Origin of the sequence: Burkholderia savannae (assembly GCF_001524445.2) — a bacterium.
GTDB lineage: Bacteria > Pseudomonadota > Gammaproteobacteria > Burkholderiales > Burkholderiaceae > Burkholderia > Burkholderia savannae.
The window spans coordinates 4,027,427-4,048,237 of record NZ_CP013417.1 but is presented as its reverse complement, the minus strand read 5'-3'; the positions used below and the strand labels follow the sequence as shown (position 1 = coordinate 4,048,237).

17 protein-coding genes are annotated in these 20,811 nt (G+C 68.1%); 13 read left to right on the top strand and 4 right to left on the bottom strand.

The features are described from left to right. Window positions 1-15 precede the first annotated feature (15 nt). The 13 genes from fliP to WS78_RS19750 all read left to right on the top strand — a co-directional run bounded on the left by fliP (window position 16) and on the right by WS78_RS19750 (window position 17,046). On the top strand, window positions 16-777 hold the full coding sequence (fliP, locus tag WS78_RS19820; protein ID WP_038750225.1) for a flagellar type III secretion system pore protein FliP: 762 nt from the start codon (window positions 16-18) through the stop codon (window positions 775-777). Between the two features lie 25 nt (window positions 778-802). Next, on the top strand, window positions 803-1,075 hold the full coding sequence (gene fliQ, locus WS78_RS19815; protein ID WP_009901928.1) for a flagellar biosynthesis protein FliQ: 273 nt from the start codon (window positions 803-805) through the stop codon (window positions 1,073-1,075). 119 nt (window positions 1,076-1,194) lie between these two features. Next, window positions 1,195-1,977 (top strand): flagellar biosynthetic protein FliR, encoded by a 783-nt coding sequence (gene fliR, locus WS78_RS19810; RefSeq protein WP_038750025.1) that lies wholly within the window; start codon window positions 1,195-1,197, stop codon window positions 1,975-1,977. A 420-nt stretch (window positions 1,978-2,397) separates the two neighbouring features. Continuing rightward, on the top strand, window positions 2,398-3,411 hold the full coding sequence (locus WS78_RS19805) for an ABC transporter substrate-binding protein (RefSeq protein ID WP_059577869.1): 1,014 nt from the start codon (window positions 2,398-2,400) through the stop codon (window positions 3,409-3,411). Between the two features lie 95 nt (window positions 3,412-3,506). Next, window positions 3,507-4,304, top strand: coding sequence for an ABC transporter ATP-binding protein (locus WS78_RS19800; RefSeq protein ID WP_038750019.1), 798 nt, complete (start codon window positions 3,507-3,509; stop codon window positions 4,302-4,304). Window positions 4,305-4,331: 27 nt separating this feature from the next. Beyond that, window positions 4,332-5,180: an ABC transporter permease gene (locus WS78_RS19795; protein ID WP_059577866.1), complete on the top strand. Its 849-nt coding sequence runs from the start codon at window positions 4,332-4,334 to the stop codon at window positions 5,178-5,180. Window positions 5,181-5,256: 76 nt separating this feature from the next. Then, entirely contained in the window at window positions 5,257-6,636 is a 1,380-nt protein-coding gene (locus WS78_RS19790) for a sensor histidine kinase (RefSeq protein WP_038750014.1), read from the top strand. A gap of 10 nt (window positions 6,637-6,646) precedes the next feature. Then, complete coding sequence (locus tag WS78_RS19785) at window positions 6,647-7,324, top strand: response regulator (RefSeq protein ID WP_038750011.1); 678 nt, start codon at window positions 6,647-6,649, stop codon at window positions 7,322-7,324. A gap of 292 nt (window positions 7,325-7,616) precedes the next feature. After that, a complete protein-coding gene (locus tag WS78_RS19780) occupies window positions 7,617-8,777 on the top strand; it encodes a porin (protein ID WP_038750008.1) in 1,161 nt (386 codons plus the stop codon). A 406-nt stretch (window positions 8,778-9,183) separates the two neighbouring features. Continuing rightward, window positions 9,184-11,211 (top strand): site-specific DNA-methyltransferase, encoded by a 2,028-nt coding sequence (locus WS78_RS19770; protein WP_038750006.1) that lies wholly within the window; start codon window positions 9,184-9,186, stop codon window positions 11,209-11,211. A 40-nt stretch (window positions 11,212-11,251) separates the two neighbouring features. Next, window positions 11,252-14,281 carry a type III restriction-modification system endonuclease gene (locus WS78_RS19765; RefSeq protein WP_059577863.1) on the top strand — a complete coding sequence of 1,010 codons (3,030 nt, stop codon included), beginning with the start codon at window positions 11,252-11,254 and terminating at the stop codon, window positions 14,279-14,281. Between the two features lie 351 nt (window positions 14,282-14,632). Beyond that, window positions 14,633-15,733 carry a porin gene (locus WS78_RS19755; protein WP_038750000.1) on the top strand — a complete coding sequence of 367 codons (1,101 nt, stop codon included), beginning with the start codon at window positions 14,633-14,635 and terminating at the stop codon, window positions 15,731-15,733. 356 nt (window positions 15,734-16,089) lie between these two features. Beyond that, window positions 16,090-17,046 carry an AraC-like ligand-binding domain-containing protein gene (locus WS78_RS19750; RefSeq protein WP_059577856.1) on the top strand — a complete coding sequence of 319 codons (957 nt, stop codon included), beginning with the start codon at window positions 16,090-16,092 and terminating at the stop codon, window positions 17,044-17,046. A gap of 76 nt (window positions 17,047-17,122) precedes the next feature. Here the strand turns inward: WS78_RS19750 and WS78_RS19745 are convergent, their stop codons facing one another. The 4 genes from WS78_RS19745 to WS78_RS19725 all read right to left on the bottom strand — a co-directional run bounded on the left by WS78_RS19745 (window position 17,123) and on the right by WS78_RS19725 (window position 20,807). Next, window positions 17,123-17,854: an ABC transporter ATP-binding protein gene (locus WS78_RS19745; RefSeq protein ID WP_038749994.1), complete on the bottom strand. Its 732-nt coding sequence runs from the start codon at window positions 17,852-17,854 to the stop codon at window positions 17,123-17,125. A 309-nt stretch (window positions 17,855-18,163) separates the two neighbouring features. Further along, window positions 18,164-18,886 (bottom strand): ABC transporter ATP-binding protein, encoded by a 723-nt coding sequence (locus WS78_RS19735; RefSeq protein WP_059577848.1) that lies wholly within the window; start codon window positions 18,884-18,886, stop codon window positions 18,164-18,166. Next, complete coding sequence (locus WS78_RS19730) at window positions 18,883-19,932, bottom strand: branched-chain amino acid ABC transporter permease (protein WP_038749985.1); 1,050 nt, start codon at window positions 19,930-19,932, stop codon at window positions 18,883-18,885. The genes WS78_RS19735 and WS78_RS19730 overlap by 4 nt, the downstream gene beginning before the upstream one ends. After that, window positions 19,929-20,807, bottom strand: a complete 879-nt coding sequence (locus WS78_RS19725; RefSeq protein ID WP_038749983.1) for a branched-chain amino acid ABC transporter permease — start codon at window positions 20,805-20,807, stop codon at window positions 19,929-19,931. Before WS78_RS19725 ends, WS78_RS19730 begins: the two co-directional genes overlap by 4 nt. Between the last annotated feature and the right edge of the window lie 4 nt (window positions 20,808-20,811).

The window sequence follows — 20,811 nt, the reverse complement described above, 5'->3', positions numbered from 1 at the left end:
TCCGACAGTCATTCGATGAAGACCACGTGCCCGCGCGGCGCCGTGCGCTGGCTGCCCGCGCTCGCCATCGGCCTCGCGCCCGCGCTCGCGTGCGCGCAGGCGGCTGGCCTGCCGGCGTTCAACTCGGCCCCGGGCCCGAACGGCGGCACGACCTACTCGCTGAGCGTGCAGACGATGCTGCTGCTCACGATGCTGTCGTTCCTGCCGGCAATGCTGCTGATGATGACGAGCTTCACGCGGATCATCATCGTGCTGTCGCTGCTGCGGCAGGCAATCGGCACCGCGTCGACGCCGCCGAACCAGGTGCTCGTCGGCCTCGCGCTGTTCCTCACGCTGTTCGTGATGTCGCCCGTGCTCGACCGCGCTTACGCCGACGCGTACAAGCCGTTCTCCGAAGGCACGCTGCAAATGGACCAGGCGGTGCAGCGCGGCACCGCGCCCTTCAAGGCGTTCATGCTGAAGCAGACGCGCGAGACCGATCTCGCGCTGTTCGCGAAGATCTCGAAGGCCGCGCCGATGCGGGGGCCGGAGGACGTGCCGCTGTCGCTCCTCGTGCCCGCGTTCGTCACGAGCGAGCTGAAGACGGGCTTCCAGATCGGCTTCACGATCTTCATCCCGTTCCTCATCATCGACATGGTCGTCGCGAGCGTGCTGATGTCGATGGGGATGATGATGGTGTCGCCCGCGACGGTGTCGCTGCCGTTCAAGCTGATGCTGTTCGTGCTCGTCGACGGCTGGCAGCTGCTGATCGGATCGCTCGCGCAGAGCTTCACCTAGGCTCGGTCGACCGAGGAGAATCGAGATGACCCCCGAAAACGTGATGACGCTCGCGCATCAGGCGATGTACATCGGCCTGCTGCTCGCCGCGCCTCTTCTGCTCGTCGCGCTCGCGGTCGGCCTCGTCGTCAGCCTGTTCCAGGCCGCGACGCAGATCAACGAGGCGACGCTGTCGTTCATTCCGAAGCTGCTCGCGGTCGCGGCGACGATGGTGATCGCCGGGCCGTGGATGCTGTCGACGATGCTCGATTACCTGCGCGAGATCCTGCTGCGCGTCGCGACGCTCGGCGCGGGCTGACGCCGCCCGCCCGAGCGCGTCGTCCGGTTCGGTTCGTTCACCGCGTCCGATTCTTCTGATTCGACCGATCCGTCCGATTCATCGGCTTTTTTCCGCTCGCCCCCTTTTACCGTCGACCGATGTTCTCCGTCACCTACGCGCAACTGAACGGCTGGCTCACGGCCTTCCTGTGGCCGTTCGTGCGGATGCTCGCGCTCGTCGCGACCGCGCCCGTGACGGGCCACCGCGCGACGCCGGTGCGCGTGAAGATCGGGCTCGCGGGCTTCATGGCGCTCGTCGTCGCGCCGACGCTGCCGCCGATGCCTGTCGCCACCGTGTTTTCCGCGCAGGGCGTGTGGATCATCGTCAATCAGTTCCTGATCGGCGCGGCGCTCGGCTTCACGATGCAGATCGTGTTCGCCGCGATCGAGGCGGCGGGCGACATCATCGGCCTGTCGATGGGGCTCGGGTTCGCGACGTTCTTCGATCCGCACTCGAGCGGCGCGACGCCCGTGATGGGGCGCTTCCTGAATGCGGTCGCGGTGCTCGCGTTTCTCGCGTTCGACGGGCATCTGCAGGTGTTCGCCGCGCTCGTCGATTCGTTCCGGCTCGTGCCGATCTCGGCCGACTTGCTGCGCGCGGCCGGCTGGCAGACGCTCGTCGCGTTCGGCGCGGCGATCTTCGAAATGGGGCTTTTGCTCGCGCTGCCCGTGGTCGCGGCGCTCCTGATCGCGAACCTCGCGCTCGGCATCCTGAACCGTGCGGCGCCGCAGATCGGGATCTTCCAGGTCGGCTTTCCGGTGACGATGCTCGTCGGCCTGCTGCTCGTGCAGCTGATGGCGCCGAACCTGATTCCGTTCGTCGGGCGCTTGTTCGACACGGGCGTCGACCTCGTCGGGCGCGTCGCGGCGGGGCTGCATTGAGCGGTGCGCGGATGGCGCCCGCGTGCGGGCCGGCGGCGCGCCGGTGAAAGCGTCGCCGCGGACGAACGCGAAGGCGCTCGATGCGGCCGGATCGACCGCGGGCGGTTGTCGAGCGGCGATTGCGGGCCGCCGGCGGCCGGCTGCCGTTTCGATGCCGGCTTCGCTTCTTTCCTTGTTTTCGCGTGAGCCTTGGGTGACCGCGATCGCGCCTGAGCGTTCGACCACCCGTGCGCCATTTCCCGCCTGGGGCCTGTTCCCGCTATTAGCGTGAACAGGCCCTAGCCGCGAGGCGGCGGCGTTGCTGGAAAACCCCTAAAAGAAAGCGACGCCCGCGAAAGGTTGCGGAAGGTTTCGTCTCCCTATACTCGTCCCGACGATGCAGCAAGCATCGCTTCATACAGACAACATTGGAGACTCCCGATGCGCACCACTCTTCGCGCGCTCAGCGTGGCCGCGATCGCGGCCGGCCTGTCCTTCGGCTTCGCTTCGCAATCCGCCTTCGCCGACGACGGCGGCAAGATCACGATCATGGTGGGCGGCATCACGAAGCTCATCTACCTGCCCGCGCGCCTCACGCAGGAGCTCGGCTACTTCAAGGCCGAGGGGCTCGACGTCGATCTGCAGTCGCAGCCGGCCGGCGTCGACGCCGAGAACGAGCTGCTCGCGGGCGCGGTGCAGGGCGTGGTCGGCTTCTACGATCACACGATCGACCTCCAGAGCAAGGGCAAGGACGTGAAGGCGATCGCCGTGCTCGGCCAGGTGCCGGGCGAGGTCGAGATGGTGTCGACGAAGGCGGCGGGCACGATCAAATCCATGGCCGACGTGAAGGGCAAGACGCTCGGCGTGACGGGCCTCGGCTCGTCGACGAGCTTCCTCACGCAGTACCTCGCGCAGCAGCACGGCGTCGCCGCGAACCAGTACACGATGTTGCCCGTCGGCGCCGACGCGAGCTTCATCGCGGCCGTCAAGCAAGGCCGCATCGACGCGGGGATGACGACCGAGCCGACCGTGTCGGTGCTCGAGAAGAACGGCGACGCGAAGGTGCTCGTCGATTTGCGCACGCTCGACGGCACGCGCGCCGCGCTCGGCGGCACGTACCCGGCGGCGAGCCTGTACGTGCAGTCCGCCTGGGCCGACACGCACAAGGAGCAGGCGACGAAGCTCGCGCACGCGTTCGCGCGCACGATGCAGTTCATCCACACGCACAGCGCGGAAGAGATCGCCGCGAAGATGCCCGCCGACTACCAGAAGGACAAGGCGCTCTACGTGAGCGCGCTGAAGGCGTCGCTGCCGATGTATACGCCCGACGGCAAGATGCCCGGCGACGGCCCGGCGACGGTGCTGAAGGTGCTGTCCGCGTTCAATCCGTCGGTGAAGGGCAAGCACATCGATCTGTCGAAGACATATACGAACGATTTCGTGAACGCGAAGTAAGCGCCGCGAACGACGCGCGGCCAGTTTTGAACCAGGCTCACGAGGGCCGCCGGCGCCGCAGGGACGGCGCCGGTTCCGATGCAGGACTTCTAGCGATGAATCAACATGTTTCGGCCAATGCACCCGCGATCGAGTTTCGCAACGTGTCGTGCCGCTTCATCTCGCCGGACGGCCGTGCGACCGTCGCGCTGCACGACTTCACGATGTCGGTCGCGCGCGGCGAGTTCGTCGCGATCGTCGGCCCGACGGGCTGCGGCAAATCGACGACGCTCAACCTGATCACGGGGTTGCTCAAGCCCGTGTCGGGCGAGGTGCACGTGATGGGCAAGCCCGTCGACGGCATCGATCCGCGAATCGGCTTCGTGTTCCAGGCCGACGCGGTGTTCCCGTGGCGCACGGTGATCGACAACGTCGCAGCCGGCCCGCTCTTTCGCGGCCGCTCGAAGGAGTCCGCGTATGCGCAGGCGGAGGAATGGATTCGCCGCGTCGGGCTCGCGAAATTCACGAAGCATTACCCGCACCAGCTGTCGGGCGGCATGAGAAAGCGCGTCGCGCTCGCGCAGACGTTCATCAACCAGCCCGAAATCCTGCTGATGGACGAGCCGTTCTCCGCGCTCGACATGCAGACGCGCACGCTGATGCAGGACGAGCTGCTGCAGCTCTGGTCGGCGAACAAGGGATCGGTCGTGTTCGTCACGCACGATCTCGAAGAGGCGATCGCGCTCGCGGACCGCGTGTTCGTGCTGACCTCGCGCCCGGCCACGCTCAAGCGCGTGTACGAGATCGACCTGCCGCGCCCGCGCGTCACGTCGGAAGTGCGCTACGAGCAGCGCTTCATCGAAATCTCGAAGGACATTTGGCACGACCTGCGCGAAGAAGTGCAGATCGGATAAACAGGAAAGGACTGGAGCATGACTGACATGACGCTTCCGACGCCGCTTGGCACCACCACCTCGCTCGAAGACGAAGAGCGCGCCGCGCAGAACCGATTGCGGCGGCGCCGGCAACTGATCGTCGGGCTGCGCATCGCGGTGCTCGTCGCCGTGCTGGGCGGCTGGGAGATCGCCGCGCGGCTCAAGTGGATCGACCCGTTCTTCTTCTCGATGCCGTCGCTGATCGTCGCACAGATCCAGGACTGGTTCGTCAACGGCACCTCGCAGGGCCCGCTGTTGCTGCAGGTGTGGGTGACGCTCGAGGAGACGATCGCCGGGTTCCTGATCGGCTCGGTCGCGGGCATCTTCTGCGGAATCGTGCTCGGCCGCAACAAGCTGCTCGCCGACGTGTTCGGGCTCTACATTCAGATCGCGAACTCGATTCCGCGCGTCGTGCTCGGCTCGATATTCGTGATCGCGCTCGGCCTCGGGATGGCGTCGAAGATCGCGCTCGCCGTCGTGATGGTGTTCTTCGTCGTGTTCGGCAATGCGTTTCAGGGCGTGCGCGAGGCCGACCGCTACCTGATCGCGAATGCGCAGATCCTCGGCGCGTCGCGCCGGCAGATCACGACGTCCGTCGTGATTCCGTCCGCGCTCAGCTGGATTCTCGCGAGCCTGCACGTGAGCTTCGGCTTCGCGCTCGTCGGCGCGGTAGTCGGGGAATTTCTGGGTTCCAAGCAAGGCATCGGCCTGTTAATCTCGACCGCACAGGGCGCGTTCAACGCGAGCGGCGTGTTCGCCGCGATGATCGTGCTCGCCGTCGTGGCGCTCGCTGCCGACTTCCTGCTGACCCGGCTCGAGAAGCGGCTCCTGAAGTGGCGGCCCGCCGCGTTCTGAAGACGATGCATCAACGAAACGGCGCATCTTCGGTGCGCCGTTTCGTTTTGGGGCTGGAGTGTGGGGGGATAACGGCATGTCGCACAGCCTGCGCGGCCGGTTGCTTTGGTGGCTGCTGCTGCCGCTTGCCGTGTTCGTCGCGATCGCGGGCGCGATGTCGTACGACACCGCGCGCAAGACGGCCGATCTCGTGCAGGACGGCGCGCTCGTCGCATCCGCGCGCGCGATCGCCGAGGACGTCGACTGGGAAAACGGCGCGCTCGTCGCGAACGTGCCGCCCGCCGCGCTCGAGCTGTTCGAGTCGCCCGCACAGGATCAGGTGTACTACAAAGTTCGCACGGGCGGCGGGCGGCTGCTCGCCGGCAATCCCGATCTCGACAATCCGCCCGCGCCCGCCGCGTCCGGCGCGCAGCCCGTGACGTTCGACACGACGCTCAACGGGCTCGCGATCCGCGCGGTCGCGTATACGCGCGAGCTGTACAACGCGGGCGACACGGAAACGGTGACGGTCGTCGTCGGCAAGACGCAGGCGTCTCGGGAGATGATGATCGCCGCGATCTGGCATCCGCAGCTCTGGCGGCTCGCACTGATGCTCGCGCTCGCGATGGCGCTCGTCTACCTCGGCCTCACGTTCGAGCTGCGGCCGCTGATGAAGCTGAAGGACGACGTCGCGGACCGCGGGCCGATGGAGCTCGAGCCGATCCGCACCGAGCGGCTGCATTTCGAGCTGCGGCCGATCGTCGACGCGATCAATCAATGCATCGCGCGGCTCAACCTGCATGCGGCAACGCAGCGGCGCTTCATCGCCGACGCCGCGCACCAGCTGCGCACGCCGATCGCGGTGATCGACACGCAGATCCAGTGCGCGCGGCAGCGCGAGAGCGACGACGCGGCGCTTGCCGGGCTGCTCGCGTCGATGCAGCGCAGCAGCCGCAGGATGGCGGACGTCACCGACAAGCTGCTGCTGCTCGCGCACGCGGAAGCGGCGTCGCCCGCGCGGCTCACCGCGCGCGTCGACGTCTCGGCCGTGGTGTCCGGCGTGCTCGAGGAGGAGATCGTGCTCGCCGAGCGGCGCAGGATCGATCTCGGCGCGGAGCTCGACGACGATCTGCAGGTTACGGGCAGCGAAAGCCTTTTGTCTGCTCTCCTGATGAATCTCGTCGACAACGCGGTGCGCTACACGCACGAAGGCGGCCGCGTGACGGTGAGCGCGCGGCGCGACGGCGACATGGTCGTGCTCGAAGTCGTCGACGACGGCCCCGGCATTCCGGCCGAAGCGCGGCCGCACGTGTTCAAGCGCTTCTACCGCGTCGCGAAGGACGAGGAAGGCACGGGCCTCGGGCTCGCGATCGTCGAAGAGATCGCGCAGTCGCACGGCGGCACGGTCACGCTCGCGACGGGCCCCGGCAATCGGGGCGTCAGGATGACGGTGCGCCTGCCCGCCTATCGCAATTGAGAGAGTCTCGATGAAACTGTTGCTCGTGGAAGATAACGCGGAACTCGCGCACTGGATCGTCGATTTGCTGCGCGGCGAGGGCTTCGGCGTTGATTCGGCGCCGGACGGCGAGAGCGCGGACACGGTGCTGAAAGCGCAGCGCTACGACGCGCTGCTGCTCGACATGCGGCTGCCCGGCATGAGCGGCAAGGAGCTGCTCGCGCGGCTGCGCCGCCGCGGCGACAACGTGCCCGTGCTGATGCTGACCGCGCACGGCTCGGTCGACGACAAGGTCGACTGCTTCAGCGCGGGCGCCGACGACTATGTCGTGAAGCCGTTCGAATCGCGCGAGCTCGTCGCGCGCATCCGCGCGTTGATCCGGCGGCAATGCGGCGTCGGCGCGACGCAGCTCGCGTGCGGCGATCTCGTCTATCTGTTCGGCACGCGCGAGTTCCAGTGCGACGGCGTGCCGCTCGTGCTGCGCCGCCGCGAGCATGCGATCCTCGAGACGCTGATGCTGCAGCAGGGCAAGACGGTATCGAAGGCGCGCCTGATGGATAGCGTGTACGGCCTCGACGACGAACCGAGCGCCGATGCGATCGACATCTACATCCATCGCCTGCGCAAGCACTTGTCGGGCTCGCTCGCGCAGATCATCACGTTGCGCGGGCTCGGCTACATTCTCAGAACGAAGGACGCGGCCGAGTAACGCAAGCCTCCGCGCCGCTCACGGCGCATCGCTCGCATGCCGCGCGCGCATCTGATGCGCGTGCGGCTTTGTTTCGTCCTGCTTCGCAAATCGTCCGATGTTTTCCCGCGCCGGCCGCGACGGCTCACGTCGGCCGAACGCGGCCGAAAAAATGCGCGCTACCCCGTATTTATCCCGAGCAATCCGCACCGCGCGCGAAAGCGGCGCGAAGGATTGCGCCCACTACGATGACGTCGCCGTTCGATGCGCATTGCATCGCGTATTCACAGCCAACGCTGCGCACTACGAAGGAATGGCGGTCAACACGATATCGGAGGGGACGATCTTGAAACGACAATACCTGGCACTTTCCATCGCGACGGTTGCCTGCGCGGCGCCGCAAGCGCACGCGCAGTCGAGCGTCCAGCTTTACGGGCTCATCGACCTGAGCGTGCCCACCTATCAATCGCACGCGAACGCGAAGGGCGATCACGTGATCGGCATGGGCATCGGCGGCGAGCCTTGGTTCAGCGGCAGCCGCTGGGGCCTGAAGGGCGCGGAAGACATCGGCGGCGGAACGAAGGTGATCTTCCGGCTCGAAAGCGAATACCGGGTGAGCGACGGCCAGATGGAAGACTCGGGCCAGATCTTCGATCGCGACGCGTGGGTCGGCATCGAAAACGAAACGTTCGGCAAGTTCACCGCGGGCTTCCAGAACACGATCGCACGCGACGCGTCGGCGATCTACGGCGACCCGTACGGTTCGGCGAAGCTGACGACGGAGGAAGGCGGCTGGACGAACGCGAACAACTTCAAGCAGATGATCTTCTACGCGGCGAGCGCGACGGGCACTCGCTACAACAACGGCCTCGCGTGGAAGAAGCTGTTCAGCAACGGCATCTTCGCGAGCGCGGGCTACGCGTTCAGCAATTCGACGAGCTTCGCGCAGAACTCGAACTACCAGGCCGCGCTCGGCTACAACGGCGGCCCGTTCAACGTGTCGGGCTTCTTCAGCCACGTGAACCACGGCGGCTACGCGAACAAGTCGTTCTCGGTCGGCGGCAACTACACGTTCGACATCTTCCGCTTGAATGCCGGCTATTTCCGCTACCTCGGCGATCAGGGCCCGCTCGGCCAGCGTCAGGACAACGCATGGACCGTGTCGTTCAAGGTCGCGCCGAAGGGCGCGCTCGATTACGAGCTCGGCTATCAGCAAATGCGCGTGCACAACGCCGCGTACAACAGCGACGGCAACATTCCGAACGCGAACGTCGGCGACTTCAGCCTGACGTCGGGTGTCGGCAACGGCTTCAAGGAAACGCTGTACGGATCGGTGTTCTATCACCTGTCGAAACGCACCGAGCTGTACCTCGCCGGCGACTACATGCGCCTGCACGGCGGCTACACCGTCGCGTCGACGCACGGCTCGACCAATCAGCTCGAGCTGACGACCGGCATCCGCACGCGGTTCTGACCCGCTGCGCGGCACGGCCGGCCGCGATACGGCCGTGCCGCCCTTCCCGCTTCTCCCGTCCAGCTCGCCCGATCTCCTGCGAGACCATGCGGTATTCGACAGCCCGGCTTCACGCCGGGCTTTTTTGTGCCGGTTTCCTGCGCTCGATTCGCGCCCGCGCGCGAGGGCGAAACCTCGCAATGGCGGCGGGCTTGCGAACCTGTGGTAAACATCTGCGTCGCCGAACGCGGGCGCGAAGCCCCGGCAGCCGAGGCTGCGGGCCCCGCCCGGCGGCACGCGCCGCGCCCGGCCGCCGCAAGTCCTTGACCTGCGCCGGGCGGATCGCTAGCGTTTCGCCTTTGCCGCGCCGCGCGGCCCGACGATCGGGCTCGCACGCCGGCGCGAAGACACGCAATTGATGGGAAGAATGATGCAAAAACTCGATGCGGCGAGCCCGGAAGCACAATCCGCGGATCTCGTGTCCGCGAACATCGAGCGCCTGAAGGCGCTTTTTCCGGACGCCGTGACCGAAGGAGCGGACGGCGCGTCGTTGAATCTCGACGCGCTCGCGGCGCTCGTCGGCGCGCCGGCCGTCGCCGACGCCGACGAGAAGTACGGCCTCAACTGGCACGGCAAGCGCCGCGCGCGCAGGCTCGCGCTCACGCCGTCGACGGGCACGCTGCGTCCATGCCCGCGCGAGAGCGTCGATTGGGCGTCGACCCGCAACCTGATGATCGAGGGCGAGAACCTCGAGGTGCTGAAGCTGCTGCAAAAGAGCTACGCGGGGCGCGCGAAGCTCGTGTACATCGATCCGCCGTACAACACCGGCAAGGATTTCGTCTATTCGGACAATTTCACCGACAGCCTGCGCCACTATCTCGAGCTGACCGGCCAGACGACGGGCGGCAAGCGGGTGAGCAGCAACGCCGATGCGAGCGGCCGTTTCCATACGGACTGGCTCAACATGATCTATCCGCGGCTGAAGCTCGCGCGCGACCTGCTCGCCGACGACGGCGTGATTGCCGTGCACATCGACGAGCACGAGCAGCACGCGCTCGTGCTCGTGATGCGCGAGATCTTCGGCGAGGACAACGAGCTCGGCGTCGCGGTGTGGGACAAGCGCAATCCGAAGGGCGACGCGCGCGGGATCGCGTACCAGCACGAATCGATCGTGTTGTTCGCGCGCGACGCGGCGCTGCTGTTCGAGCGCGCGCCGCTCAAGCGCCCGAAGCGCAACGCGCAGCGCATGCTCGACGCGGCGCGCGCGGCGATCGCGGGCGCGTCGACGATCGCGGACGCGAACGTCGCGTACCGGAGCTGGGTGAAGTCGCAGCAGGCAACGCTGTCGGGCGGCGAGGCGATGTACGACCGGCTCTCGGCCGACGGGCGCGTCTACCGGCTCGTGTCGATGGCGTGGCCGAACAAGAAGAAGGCGCCCGACGACTACTTCGCCGCGCTCATGCATCCGGTGACGGGCCGGCCGTGCCCCGTGCCCGAGCGCGGCTGGCGCAACCCGCCCGCGACGATGCAGGCGCTTATCGACAAGGGGCTCGTCGAATTCGGCGTCGACGAAACCACGCAGCCGCAGCGTATCTACTTTCTCGACGAGAACATGTACGAGAACGTGCCGTCGGTGCTGCCGTTCGGCGGCTCGGACGACGCGCTGATGAAATCGCTCGGCATTCCGTTCGATCAGCCGAAGCCTGTCGAATTCGCCGCGTCGATCGTCGGCTGGTGCACGGACGGCGATGATCTGATCGTCGACTTCTTCGGCGGCTCGGGCACGACCGCGCACGCGGTGATGGCGCTCAACGCGGCCGACGGCGGCCAGCGCCGCTACGCGCTCGTGCAGTTGCCCGAGCCGCTCGACGCCGACAGCAAGGATCAGAAGGCCGCCGCCGATTTCTGCGCGGCGCAGCGCGTGCCGCTCAACCTCGCCGAGCTGACGAAGGAACGGCTGCGGCGCGCGGCGGCGAGGATCGCGGCCGAGCATCCGGGCGTGCGCGCCGATCTCGGCTTTCGCGTGTTCAGACTCGATTCGACCAACGTCTCCGAATGGGACCCGCGCGGCGACGACATCCAGCAGTCGCTGTTCGCGGCCGTCGACCACATCAAGCCGAACCGGTCCGACGAAGATCTGCTGTACGAACTGATGCTCAAGCTCGGCCTCGACCTGTGCGCGCCGATCGAGGCGAGGACGATCGCCGGCAAGGCGGTGTACGTGATCGACGGCGCGATCGTCGCGTGCTTCGACGCGCGCATCGATCGCGCGTCGACCGACGCGCTGGGCGTCGGCATCGTCGAGCTGATCGCCGCCTCGGCCGCGGCGGGCGCGGCCGAGGCGCGCGACGTGACGTGCGTGTTCCGCGACAGCGGCTTCACGGACGACGTGGCGAAGGTGAACCTGTCGGCGATCCTCGAGCAGCACGGCGTGAAGCGCATCCGGAGCCTCTGATGCGCGCACGCGAGCCACACGCAGACAAGGAAGGTTGAGCATGCAGTTGCATTTCGAGTCGGATCTCGACTATCAGCTCGAAGCGATCGAGGCGGTATGCGATCTGTTTCGCGGCCAGGAGGCGTGCCGCGCCGAATTCAGCGTGACCGCGCAGGCCGCGCGACGGCGCGCGAGCCCGCAGATTTCGCTCGGGATGGCCGAATCGGGGCTCGGCGTCGGCAATCGCCTGACGCTCGACGCCCACGCGTTCGCCGAGAATCTCGCGCGCGTGCAGGTGCGCAACGGCCTGCCGCCGTCCGGCGCGCCGAGCTCGAACGATTTCACCGTCGAGATGGAGACGGGCACGGGCAAGACCTACGTCTACCTGCGCACGATCTTCGAGCTGCACCGCCGCTTCGATTTCACGAAGTTCGTGATCGTCGTGCCGTCGGTCGCGATCAAGGAAGGCGTCTACAAGACGCTGCAGATCACCGAGCGGCATTTCAGGCGCCTGTACGCGGGCGTGCCGTTCGATTGCTTCGTCTACGATTCGGCGAAGCTCGGCGAGGTGCGCAGCTTCGCGTCGAAGTCGACCGTGCAGATCATGATCGTCACGGTCGCCGCGATCAACAAGAAGGACGTCAACAGCCTCTACAAGGACAGCGAAAAGACGGGCGGCGAAAAGCCGATCGACCTGATTCGCGCCACGCATCCGATCGTGATCGTCGACGAGCCGCAAAGCGTGGACGGCGGGCTCGAAGGGCGCGGCAAGGAGGCGCTCGACGCGATGCGGCCGCTCTGCACGCTGCGCTATTCGGCGACGCACGCGGACAAGTATCAGATGCTGTACCGGCTGGACGCGATCGACGCGTACGAGCGCAGGCTCGTCAAGCAGATCGAGATCGCGTCGGCGACCGTCGAGGGCGCGCACAACAAGCCGTTCATGCGCGTGATGTCGATCGCGAGCCGGCGCGGCGCGATCACGGCGCGCGTCGAGCTCGATGTCGCGACGGCCGACGGCGGCGTCGAGCGGCAAACGCTGGCCGTCTCCGACGGCGACGATCTCGAGCGCGCGACGAAGCGCGCGGTCTACGCGAACTTCCGGATCGGCGCGATTCACGCGGCGCGCGGCGCGGAATACCTCGAGCTGCGCTATCCGGGCGGCGACGCGTTTCTGTCGATCGGCGACACGCACGGCGACGTCGACACGCTCGCGATCCAGCGCGAGATGATTCGCCGCACGATCCGCGAGCATCTCGACAAAGAGCTGCGTCTCACGCCGCTCGGCGTGAAGGTGCTGTCGCTCTTCTTCGTCGACGCGGTCGACAAGTACCGGAAGTACGACCGGCACGGCCAGCCGTTCAAGGGCGACTACGCGCTGCTGTTCGAAGAGGAATACCGCCGCGCGGCGAAGCTGCCCGCGTATCGCGCGCTGTTCGGCGGCGTCGACGCCGAGGCCGCGGCCGAAGCCGTGCACGACGGCTACTTCTCGATCGACAAGAAAGGCGGCTGGACCGACACGAGCGACAAGAGCGCGGGCAGCCGCGAGAACGCGGAACGCGCGTACGGCCTCATCATGAAGGACAAGGAGCGGCTGCTGTCGTTCGACACGCCGCTCAAGTTCATCTTTTCGCACTCCGCGCTAAAGGAAGGCTGGGACAATCCGAACGTGTTCCAGATCTGCACGCTGCGCGACATCCACAGCGAGCGCGAGCGCCGCCAGACGATCGGCCGCGGGCTGCGTCTTGCCGTGAACCAGCGCGGCGAGCGCGTGCGCGGCTTCGACGTCAACACGCTGACGGTGGTTGCCGGCGAAAGCTACGAGCAGTTCGCCGAGAACCTGCAGAAGGAGATCGAGGCCGATACGGGGCTGCGCTTCGGCATCGTCGAGACGCATCAGTTCGCGGCGCTGCCCGTGTCGGCCGCGGACGGCAGCGTCGCGCCGCTCGGCGTCGAACAGTCGACCGCGCTGTGGGCGTATTTGCGGGACGCCGGCTATCTCGACGCGCGCGGCCGCGTGCAGGACACGCTGCGCGCGGCGCTCAAGCTGCGCGCGTTGCCTCTGCCCGACGCATTCGACGCGCAGCGCGCGCTGATCGTGGACATGCTGCGCAAGCTCGCGGGCCGGCTCGACGTGCGCAACGCGGACGAGCGTCGCCACATCGCGCTGCGGCGCGACGCGCAAGGCAAGGCGGTGTACCTCGGCGACGAGTTCCGCGCGCTGTGGGATCGCATCCAGTACCGGACGACGTATCGCGTGAACTTCGACAACGCGCGCCTCGTCGAGCGCTGCGTGGCCGCGCTGAAGGCGGCGCCCGCCGTCGCGCAGGCACGGCTGCAGTGGCGCAAGGCCGACATCGCGATCGACGCGGCGGGCATCGAGGCGACCGAAATCGAGGACGCCGGCACGATCGCGATCGACGAGGGCGAAGTCGATCTGCCGGATCTGCTGACCGAGCTGCAGGATCGCACGCAGCTCACGCGGCGCACGATCGCGACCGTGCTGATCGAGAGCGGCCGGCTCGACGAGTTCCCGCGCAATCCGCAGCGCTTCATCGCGCTCGTCGCCGCGACGCTCGAGCGCTGCAAGCGCGATGCGCTCGTCGACGGGATCGAGTACACGCTGCTCGGCGAACGGCACGTGCACGCACTGTCGCTGTTCGAGGACGAGCCGCTCACCGGCTATCTGTCCAGCATGCGGCGCGGCGCGGCCAAATCGATCCACGAGGACGTGCCGTGCGAGACGCCCGCCGAGCGCGCGTTCGTCGAATCGCTCGAACAGGACGACGCGGTCAGGCTGTATGCGAGGCTGCCCGGCTGGTTCCGAATCCCGACGCCGCTCGGCAGTTACAGCCCCGACTGGGCGGTGATGATCGCCGAGGAAGGCGGGCCGCGCCTGTATTTCGTCGTCGAATCGAAGAGCGGCCTGGCCGACGGCGATCTGCGCGCGTTCGAGCGGCGCAAGATCCAGTGCGGCGCCGCGCATTTCCGCGCGCTGGCGGCGGCCGTCGACGATCCAGCGCGCTACGTGCGCGCGCGCACCGTCGACGATCTGCGGGCGTCCACGCCAAACGCGCACGACGCGGCCTGAGCGTCGACACCGCACGTTCTCGCCGTTTTTTCTCGCTGCGTCGCCGCATCGCCGGTGGTTTCCGGCGTGCGGCGCGCAGCGGTTTCCCGCCGCAGGCTCTTGCGCGCGCCCTTCCCCGCTTCGTTTCGCGGTGCGAAGCGAATTTCCTCGAACGCACGCTGCATCGCGCAACGCCGCGCACTTCATTTCGACATCCATAACGTCGGACGATGCCCGTGTGCATCGTCGAGCTAGTGTTTGTGCGCCGTCGGGAAAGATGCGCGCCGCACGCTGTTCCACACTCCGTGCCGGAGATCGACGGCGGCGCCCCGAGCGTCGCCGCGCATAACGACAACCCCAACGGAGACGACGATGAAGAAGTTTGCGGTAGCGGCGGCCGGCCTGGCCGTCACGGCGGGCGCGCACGCGTCCGACGGCAGCGTGACGCTGTTCGGCCTGGTGGATGCAGGCGTGTCCTACGTGTCGAACGAAGGCGGCAAGCGCAATGTGCATTTCGACGACGGCATCGCGGTGCCGAATCTGTGGGGGCTCAAGGGCACGGAGGATCTCGGCGGCGGCGCGAAGGCGATCTTCGAGCTGACGTCGCAGTACGCGCTCGGCAACGGCGCCGCGCTGCCGACGCCCGGCTCGATGTTCTCGCGCACCGCGCTCGTCGGCCTGTGGAGCGAGCGGCTCGGCAGCGTGACGCTCGGCCAGCAATACGACTTCATGACCGATTCGCTGACGTTCGGCTCGTTCGACGGCGCGTTCCGCTACGGCGGCCTCTACAACTTCCGTCAGGGCCCGTTCTCGAAACTCGGGATTCCCGACAATCCGACCGGCTCGTTCGACTTCGACCGGATGGCAGGCTCGAGCCGCGTGCCGAACTCGGTCAAGTACACGAGCGCGAACCTGAACGGTCTCGTGTTCGGCCTGATGTACGGCTTCGGCAATCAGGCGGGCGGCGGCCTGTCGGCGAACAGCACGGTCAGCGCCGGCCTCAAGTACGAGACGGGCAATTTCGCGCTCGGCGCCGCGTACGTCGAAGTCAAGTATCCGCAGATGAACAACGGGCACGACGGCCTGCGCAACTGGGGGCTCGGCGCGCGCTACGCGTTGTCGGCGTTCGATCTGAACCTGCTGTACACGAACACGAAGAACACGCTGACGGGCGCGGCGATCGACGTGATCCAGGCGGGTGCGCGCTACGTCGGCGCGCCGTGGACGATCGGCGCGAACTACGAATACATGAAGGGCAACGCGCAGCTCGAGCACAACTACGCGCATCAGGTCACGGCGGCTGCCCAGTATGCGCTGTCGAAGCGCACGTCCGCCTACGTCGAGACCGTGTATCAGTTCGCAGGCGGCAGCGCCGGCGCGCACGCGTGGATCAACGGCGTGATGGGGCCCGATGCGCAATCGAGCTCGCGCTCGCAGTTTCTCGCGCGCATCGGGATGCTGACCCGCTTCTGAACGCGTTGCGCTCTCCGGCGGCCGTCGCGCGGCGCGAGCCGGCACGGCGCGCCGGGCGCGCGGCCATCCGCCTGCGGCGGCCCGGCCGCAAGCCCGCAGGCCCGCACGCGCGACGCGTGCCGCGCCCCCTCCCCGCATCGGTCTCTTCCGCCCGCATAGGCTTCGCGCGACGGCTTATGTGAACCAGCGCACATAACTCCGCAGTCACCGCGTCAAAATCGTCGCTCGGGCGGCGGAATTCGCGTTCCGGAGTAAACCGGATTCAGTTCGCGCCGAATATTTAATATGCTAACTATATTCGGGCAGACAGGATGCCCCGGCACGGGTCCGGCTGGACGTGTACTCGCAAGGAGCGCATGGTGAACGGCAGATTCTTCACGACGGCGGGCGAATCGCCCGCGTTTCGCGGCCGCGCGTGGGGCCGCGTCGTCACGCAGTACTTCGGCGGACTCGACGCGTGCTGCGACGACGACGCATTCGACGCGCAGCTCAGCCAGTACGAGATCGGCCCGATGCGGGTGTTCACGATCGCCGCGCCCGCGCACCGGATCGTGCGCCCGGTCGCGGCGCTGCACGATCACGGCTCCGACTACTTCAAGCTGATCCTGCAACTGAGCGGCGTGAGCGAAATCGAGCAGCGCGGCAAGGTGTTCCGGCTTCGCACGGGCGACTGGAGCCTGTACGATCCGCGCGTGCCGTACAGCATCGCGAACCTGACGCACGTCGAGCAGCTCGCGATCCAGATCCCGCGCAAGCAGCTAGGCGGCTTCGCGGTGCCCGATCTGCACACGTCCGATGCGCGCGAATTCGAACTCAAGGGGCTGTTCTCGCTACTGTCGTCGTTTCTCGTATCGTTGTCCGAACAATTGCCGTCGCTGCCCGGCACGACGGGCACCGCGCTGTCGGAGACGATTCTCGGCCTGATCGTGTCGACGCTGAGCGCGCAGCGCGATGCGCAGGGCGAGCACGTCACGCTGCCCACCGTGCTGCGGATGCGCGTCAAGCAATACATCCAGGGCCACCTCGCCGACGCCGATCTGTCGATCGACCGGATCGCGCGCGAGCTGCGCTGCTCGAAGCGCTATCTGCACCGGATCTTCGAGGAGGAAGGCGTGACGATCGACCGCTACATCTGGTCGAACCGGCTCGAGCGCTGCAAGGAGGCGCTCGACAACGCACGCGCGGCGAAGCCCGCCATTTCCGAAATCGCGTTCAGTTGGGGTTTCAGCAGCAGCGCGCACTTCTGCCGCAGCTTCAAGCAGCGTTACGGCATGACGCCGCGCGAGTTCGTGCGGCGGCGCGCGTCGCCCTGAGCCGCACGGGCGGCACGCCGTCGGCTGTCGCCCGGCCCGCTCGCTTCGCGCCGGGCGACGCGCCTGTTTCGATGCGTCAGGCCGCGTTCGCGCCGCTTCCCTTCGATGCAAGATAGCTGCCGTGCAGAATCTCCGGCCGCTCGCGCAGCGTCTGCGCGCTGCCGGCGAATGCGACGCGGCCGCGCTCGAGCACGTAGGCGTCGGTCGCGAGCGCGAGCGCGATCGTCGTGAACTGCTCGATCAGCAGCACCGCCACGCCCTCTTTCGCGATCTGCGCGACGGTCCGCGCGAGGCGCGCCGTGACGGCAGGCGCGAGGCCGAGCGACAGCTCGTCGATGAGGAGCGTATGCGGTTCGCCGATCAGCGCCTGCGACACGCACACCATCTGTTTCTGGCCGCCCGACAGATCGTTGCTGCGTGCATCGAGCTTCGGCTTCAGTTCCGGGAAGATCGCGAGCACGCGTTCGATCGCGTCGTCGAGCCGCCGCGCAGACAGGAACGCGCCGGCGGCGCGCAGGTTGTCGCGAACCGACAGCTCGCCGAGCACGCGATGCCCTTCCGGCACGACCGCGATCCCGCGACGTCGCACCGCCTCGGGCCGCAGCGCGCCGAGCGGCGCGCCGTCGAGCAGCACGTCGCCGGACGTCGCGGGCAGCGCGCCCGCGACGCTCATCACGAGCGTCGATTTGCCGGCGCCGTTCGCGCCGACGAGCGCCGTCACCCGCCCGGGCGCGACCGTGAGCGACACGCCGTGCAGCACGGGTTTGTTCGCGCGATGGACGACGAGGTCTTTCACTTCGAGCTGCATGATCGTCGGACTCCTTGTCAATTGAGATGCGGCGCGCGTGCCGCGCCGCATGCGTGCGGCCGCGCGGGCTCGCGTAATGCCGCGAATGCCGCGGGGCGGTAAAGCGCGTTGCGCGTCAGGCGTGGCGCGTGCGTCGAGCGCGGACCGGCCGGTTGCGCGACGCCGCGCGTCTTTTCGAGTTGCCCGGTCGCGTGTCGCCGCGGCGCGGCGCGATCGGGCGGCGAACCGCAAACCGGCCTTGTGCCGCTCGCGTTCGCGATCACGCGCGACGTTTTCCGCAACGCGCGCCCACCGGTTCGCCGCCTCGCTTCAGGCCTCATGCTCATCGAATGCCTTGCCGAGATACGCGCTGCGCACGAGCGGATCGTCGAGCACCGCGCGCGTCGGCCCGAGCGCGAGCCGCTTGCCGAAATCGAGCACGAGCGTCTGTTCGCACACGGCGTCGATCAGGTCCACGTCGTGATCGATCAGCAGCACCTGCGCGCCGACGAGTTCGGGAATGCGAACGATCACGTCGCGCAGCCGCGCGGCTTCGGCTTCGTTCAGGCCCGCGCCCGGCTCGTCGAGCAGCAGCAGGCGCGGCTCGCCGACGAGCGCCTTGCCGAGCTCGAGCATCCGGCGCTGATACAGGTTGAGCGCCGCGCCCGGCACGTGCGCGACGTCGGCGAGGCCGACGAGCTCGAGCGCGCGCACGGTGTCGTCGCACGCGGCGAGCGCCGGCATCACGTGCTCGGCGAGCGCGAGCACGTTGTCGTGGACGCTCAGGTCCTCGACGATCTGTTCGGTCTGGAACGTCCGCCGCACGCCCGCGCGCACGCGCTCGGTGACGGAGAGCGCGAGCAGCGCGCGGCCGTCGAGCGCGACGCTGCCCGCGCGCGGCCGCAGAAAGCCGCTCAGCACGTTGAGCAGCGTCGTCTTGCCCGCGCCGTTCGGGCCGATCAGCCCGCAGATTGGCGCGTCGAGCGTCGCGTCCAGCGCGTCGATCACGCGCGTGCCGCCGAACTGCACGGTCAGGTTCGAGATTTCGATCATCGCGCGCCTCCGTCGCGGGGGCGCAACGCGTGCGCGATCCGCGACGCGAGCCCGGCAAGCTGCCCGGCGATGCCGGCGGGCGCGGTGATCAGCGCATGCAGCAGCGCGGCGCCGAAGAAGATCATCGCGAGATAGCCGTTCACCCCGAAATCGGTCAGGAGCGCGGGCACCGCGCGCAGCAGGAGCCCGGTGATCAGCGCACCGAACCAGTGATAGACGCCGCCCACGACCGACAGCGCGAACAGCAGCACCGATTCGGACGCGGCGAACGCGCGCCCGTCGAGCTGGCCGACTGTGCCGGCGAGCAAGCCGCCCGACAGCCCGGCGAGCAGCCCCGCGAGCCCGAACGCCCACGTTTGATAGAGGACGACGTTCACGCCCGCCGCGAGCGCGGTCGTCTCGCCGCGCCGGATCAGCGCCCACGAGCGCCCCGCTTTCGAGCGGCGATGCAGCTCGATCAGCGCGAACGCGAGCGCGGCCCACGCGGCGACGTAGCGGAAATACGCGGCGTCGCTCTGACCAAAGAGCGGCCGCGCCATCATCTGCCGCGCGCCGAACGATAGATGGCCGGTGAAGCCGTCGCCGCCGTCCGGGAAGCCGATCGCGGACACGACGACCTGAAACCCGCCCGCCATCATCAGCGTGACGAGCGCGAGATAGAGGCCGCGCAGGCGCAAAGCGGGCAGCCCGGCGATCATGCCGATCGCGCTGCCGCCCACGGCGCCCGCGATCATGCAAAGCTCGAACGGCACGCCGAGATGCGCGAGCCTGAGCGCGACCCAGCCGCCGACGCCGAGCAGCGCATGCTGCGACAGGCACACGAGCCCGAGCTGCCGATACAGCAGCGCAACGCCGGCGGCGGCGATGCTGATCGTCAGCGCGGACGTCAGCGTCTTGATCCAGTACGCGTCGGCGACGGCGGGCACGACGAGCGCGATCGCGGCGAGCGTGCCGAGCGTCGCGGCGAGCGGGATGCGCGCGCCGCGCGGTCGGACGCGTGCGGCCGCGCGGCGCGGCGGCTCGGCAAAGGCGAGAGGCGTTTTCATGATTCGTTCGCGGCGTGGCCGATCGATTTGGAGCCGATGAAGAGCATCGCGACGAGCGCGATCAGGAACGGCGTCGCGCTGCGGTAGGGCGCGAAGCCGGGCACGGTGATCGCGAGCGCCTCGGCGAGGCCGATCGCGATGCCGGCCGCGACCGTCGCGGGCAGCGACGCGAGGCGGCCGACGATCGCCGCGGCGAACGCCGGGATCACGAGGAACGTGAGCACCGCCGCCTGCAGGCGCACGAGGTTCGCGAGCAACAGGCCCGTGATGCCCGCGAACACGCCGGAGATCACCCACGCGGCGACGTCGACGCGCAGCACGCGAATGCCGAGCAGGCCGCTCAGGTGCCGGTTGTTCGACAGCGCGCGCATCTGAAGCCCCAGCCGCGTGCGCGCGAGCACGACGCCGATCGCCGCCATCATCGCGAATGCGAGCGCGAGGCCGACGATGCGCGTGTACGTGAAGCGGACGTCGCCGAAGTCGAGCGCTTCGCTGTCGGTCGGCAGCACGAGGCGGCGCGGCGTGTCGCCCCAATACCACTCGCAGAAGCCGAGCAGGACGAGCGCGAAGCCGAGCGTCGCGACGCTGCGCACGACGCGCTCGCGCCCGGCGAGGCGCGGCGCGAGCACGAGGCCGTAGACGAGCGACGCCGCGGTCGACGCGGCGATCGCCGCGCCCCACGCGAGCGTCTGCGGATAGTCCGCGTCGAGGCACGCGGCCGCGACGTAGGCGCCGAGCGCGCCCGTCGCGCCGAACGCGAAGTTCAGCACGCCCGATGCGCGATACAGCACGACGAGACCGACGCCCGACAGCGCGTAGACCGCGCCGACGCCGAGCCCGGAGATCAGATACGGAACGAAGTCGATTGCGTTCATGTCG

What these genes read in the sequence shown, in the direction of transcription:
- WS78_RS19780 (WP_038750008.1), top strand. Translation starts at nt 7,617, where the DNA reads ATGGCGGTCAACACGATATCGGAGGGGACGATCTTGAAACGACAATAC.
- WS78_RS19805 (WP_059577869.1), top strand. Translation starts at nt 2,398, where the DNA reads ATGCGCACCACTCTTCGCGCGCTCAGCGTGGCCGCGATCGCGGCCGGC.
- fliQ (WP_009901928.1), top strand. Translation starts at nt 803, where the DNA reads ATGACCCCCGAAAACGTGATGACGCTCGCGCATCAGGCGATGTACATC.
- WS78_RS19730 (WP_038749985.1), bottom strand. Translation starts at nt 19,932, where the DNA reads ATGAAAACGCCTCTCGCCTTTGCCGAGCCGCCGCGCCGCGCGGCCGCA.
- WS78_RS19750 (WP_059577856.1), top strand. Translation starts at nt 16,090, where the DNA reads ATGGTGAACGGCAGATTCTTCACGACGGCGGGCGAATCGCCCGCGTTT.
- fliR (WP_038750025.1), top strand. Translation starts at nt 1,195, where the DNA reads ATGTTCTCCGTCACCTACGCGCAACTGAACGGCTGGCTCACGGCCTTC.
- WS78_RS19745 (WP_038749994.1), bottom strand. Translation starts at nt 17,854, where the DNA reads ATGCAGCTCGAAGTGAAAGACCTCGTCGTCCATCGCGCGAACAAACCC.
- fliP (WP_038750225.1), top strand. Translation starts at nt 16, where the DNA reads ATGAAGACCACGTGCCCGCGCGGCGCCGTGCGCTGGCTGCCCGCGCTC.
- WS78_RS19790 (WP_038750014.1), top strand. Translation starts at nt 5,257, where the DNA reads ATGTCGCACAGCCTGCGCGGCCGGTTGCTTTGGTGGCTGCTGCTGCCG.
- WS78_RS19800 (WP_038750019.1), top strand. Translation starts at nt 3,507, where the DNA reads ATGAATCAACATGTTTCGGCCAATGCACCCGCGATCGAGTTTCGCAAC.
- WS78_RS19765 (WP_059577863.1), top strand. Translation starts at nt 11,252, where the DNA reads ATGCAGTTGCATTTCGAGTCGGATCTCGACTATCAGCTCGAAGCGATC.
- WS78_RS19725 (WP_038749983.1), bottom strand. Translation starts at nt 20,807, where the DNA reads ATGAACGCAATCGACTTCGTTCCGTATCTGATCTCCGGGCTCGGCGTC.
- WS78_RS19795 (WP_059577866.1), top strand. Translation starts at nt 4,332, where the DNA reads ATGACGCTTCCGACGCCGCTTGGCACCACCACCTCGCTCGAAGACGAA.
- WS78_RS19755 (WP_038750000.1), top strand. Translation starts at nt 14,633, where the DNA reads ATGAAGAAGTTTGCGGTAGCGGCGGCCGGCCTGGCCGTCACGGCGGGC.
- WS78_RS19785 (WP_038750011.1), top strand. Translation starts at nt 6,647, where the DNA reads ATGAAACTGTTGCTCGTGGAAGATAACGCGGAACTCGCGCACTGGATC.
- WS78_RS19770 (WP_038750006.1), top strand. Translation starts at nt 9,184, where the DNA reads ATGATGCAAAAACTCGATGCGGCGAGCCCGGAAGCACAATCCGCGGAT.
- WS78_RS19735 (WP_059577848.1), bottom strand. Translation starts at nt 18,886, where the DNA reads ATGATCGAAATCTCGAACCTGACCGTGCAGTTCGGCGGCACGCGCGTG.